This window comes from Blastocatellia bacterium (assembly GCA_025055075.1).
GTDB lineage: Bacteria > Acidobacteriota > Blastocatellia > HR10 > HR10 > HR10.
On sequence record JANWYV010000036.1, the window covers coordinates 1 to 2,934 of the forward strand.

A 2,934-nucleotide genomic window follows, 5' to 3' on the forward strand; every position below is an offset into this window, starting at 1 on the left:
GAATGCCTATCACCGGTGGCCGGGAGCTGCTCGTGCCCACCTAATGCTCCCAGCTTTTTACCATCGCGCGGCCGATACGGTTGAGGTTCATTTGGTCGTCAGCCGCGACGGGCGTCGTTGGTTCCGCCCCAAGCGCGAGCCCTACATTTCAGTAGGTCCTCCGGGATCGGGTTTCGAAGGACAGGTCTACGCAGGCGTGGGCATTGTTCCGTGGGGACGGGGACAGTGGGCCTTCCCCGTGGCCCGATTGGGGATGACGCACAATCTGAACCGGCCTGAATATCTCACACGTCCTTCAGGTGGAATCTGGATCGCCGCGCTGCGGGAGGACGGGTTGATGGCGCTTGAGGCGGAGACCGAAGGCGAATGCTGGACGCAGGTCGTCTCATTCACGGGGGGCGAACTGCGGGTCAATTTCTGGTCTCAGCGCGGTGGACGATTGCGCGTGGGGTTGGTCGAGCCCGATGGCACGCCGATTCCCGGCTATGCTCTTGAGGAGTGCGATGGTTTAGAAGGCGATGTCCTTTGGGAGCCCGTTCGATGGAAAGGCAAAAGCGATTGTTCGGCACTTCGGGGAAAGCTACTGCGCATCCATTTCCACATGCGGCGAGGTCGCCTCTATGCGTTCCGATTTGCTTGAGCGGAGCGAATCGCTCCTGATCCCGAGGACGAAGTTGATCCCGGCCGGCCCGTTCCACATGGGAAGCATTGAGTGGGAGCATTTCCCTGGGGAGAGTCCCCCGACTCTCGTAGATCTCGATGCATTCGAGATCGGCCTCTATCCGGTCACAAATGCCGAATATGCTTGCTTCCTCCAAGCGACGGGACATGAGAAACCGCTCTTCTGGGAGGATCCGCGCTTCAATGATCTTCAACAGCCTGTCGTCGGCGTCAGTTGGTATGACGCCATGGCCTATTGCCGCTGGTTGCGTCGCGTGACGGGAGAGCCCTATCGCCTTCCCACTGACGCTGAGTGGGAGAAGGCGGCGCGAGGGGGATTGGAGGGAAAGGCCTATCCGTGGGGGGACGAGCCCCCAACTCTAGAACGTTGTTGGTGGGGAGGCCAGGAGAAGCCCAAACCCGTTGGGTCCTTTCCTCCAAACGGGTACGGACTCTACGATATGGCTGGCAATGTATGGGAGTGGTGCGCGGATTGGTACAATCCGCAATACTTTCAAAATCCCCCTCGGAGGAATCCACGCGGGCCGCGCAAGGGGGAGGGCGAGAACAAGGTCATTCGCGGGGGTTCCTTTCTCACGCCGAAACCGGAGCCTTTGCGCTGCGCGTATCGGCATCCGGATCATCCGACGCTTCGACATGAGTGCATTGGATTTCGTGTGGCGAAGTCGGTCACGCGAATATGTTGAGGGGGAGAGATGTTCGCACATCGGTTGAAAGAACGCATCCGAAATGGGGAGCTGGTCCTCGGCAGTTGGATTGCGCTGACTGATCCCTACGCCGTCGAGGTCATGGCTGAGGCAGGGTTCGATTGGTTGGTCATTGATATGGAGCATTGTCCGATTGGCATTGAGAGCTTGCGTGACATCCTCATCGCCCTGAAAGGGGGGACGGCGGCACCGATCGTCCGTGTGGGGGATAATCGCCCGGACCTCTTCAAGATGGCGCTTGATCTGGGCGCAGAAGGGGTTCTCGTTCCACTGGTCGAGACCGTTCAAGACGCGCGTCGGGCCGTCGAAGCCTGTCGGTATCCGCCTCTCGGATCACGAGGATTCGGTCCTGTGCGAGCCAGTCAGTATTTCACTCGACTTGAGGAGTATGTCCGCCGGGCCAATGAGGAGCTGGTGCTCATCCTCCAAATCGAGACGGTCGCCGCGGTTCGGGATTTGGAGGCGCTTATGGCCGTGCCTGGAGTCGACGCGATCTTCATTGGTCCGGGGGACTTGGCCAGCTCAATGGGATTCATTGGCGAAAGCGATCATCCAGAGGTGCGGCGAGCGATCGAGGAGATCATGGCCCGTGCCCGTGCGGTTCGTTTCCCCTTCGGCATTCTGACCCGGACTCCGGAGGAGGCCGCTTGGGCGGCTGCTCAAGGAGCGACGTTGGTGACGATCGGCGGCGATCTGGGGTTCCTTCTTCAAGGAGCGCACCAAACGCTCGCTCGTACGCGCGCCCTGCTTACTCACCATCAGGAGGAAGAAAGAGGGGAACAAAGATGAACCGAGAGGCATTGAAGGAGAAGCTAGTTGGCGTCGTCGTCTCTTTACCTACCTTTTGCGATCAGGAGCATCGTGTGCAGATCGCGCCATTCCGTCGGCATGTTCGGTGGCTGATCGAACGAGGAATTCGGACGGGAACAGGCGTCCTGCTGGGCGCTGGAGGGTTGGGCGAAGGATATTTCCTCACCGACGAGGAATTTCGCGCGACGACGGATGCTCTGGTTGAGGAAGCGGCAGGTCGAGTCCCTACGATGGTTGGCATCTTCGAACTCAGCTCACGTGAGGCCGCGCGAAAGGCGCAGTATGCGGCTTCTGCGGGAGTGGACTTCATCCAACTCGCTCCCCCACACTACATGCTGCCGTCGGAAGAGGACATCTTCACGCACTTTCGATACGTTCACGAGGCTGCTCCGATCGGCATCATGGCGTATCACACCCCTTGGGCGATGCCGGCTCCCGGCTATGAGTTCTCGGCGCGACTGCTGGAGCGTTTCCTGGAACTGGAGCGCGTGGTCGGGATCAAGTGGGCCTCTTACGATGTTTGGCATTACACTTCGATCCTGCGCCTGTTCAGTGATTCGTTCTCTTTCATTGACAACATGCTCGTTCTCTCGCTCGGGTTTCGACTCGGAGCGAGGGGGTTCATTGATTTCTTCGCCAATGTCGCTCCGCGCCTCTCCCTCCGGTTCTGGGAATTGCTCAGCCAGCGACGATATGACGAGTTCGACGCCTTATACGCGAAGCTTCGCTTCGATCC

The 2,934-nt window shown here is 59.4% G+C and carries 4 protein-coding genes; all 4 read left to right on the forward strand.

Annotated elements, in window-relative coordinates:
* On the forward strand, positions 1-640 hold a 640-nt coding region (locus NZ746_09700), incomplete at its 5' end, for a hypothetical protein (GenBank protein ID MCS6817639.1).
* On the forward strand, positions 621-1,367 hold the full coding sequence (locus tag NZ746_09705; GenBank protein MCS6817640.1) for a formylglycine-generating enzyme family protein: 747 nt from the start codon (positions 621-623) through the stop codon (positions 1,365-1,367). The genes NZ746_09700 and NZ746_09705, both read left to right, overlap by 20 nt.
* A gap of 9 nt (positions 1,368-1,376) precedes the next feature.
* Entirely contained in the window at positions 1,377-2,177 is an 801-nt protein-coding gene (locus NZ746_09710; GenBank protein ID MCS6817641.1) for an HpcH/HpaI aldolase/citrate lyase family protein, read from the forward strand.
* Positions 2,174-2,934 (forward strand): dihydrodipicolinate synthase family protein (locus NZ746_09715; GenBank protein MCS6817642.1); only part of this gene is annotated, 761 nt, incomplete at its 3' end. The genes NZ746_09710 and NZ746_09715, both read left to right, overlap by 4 nt.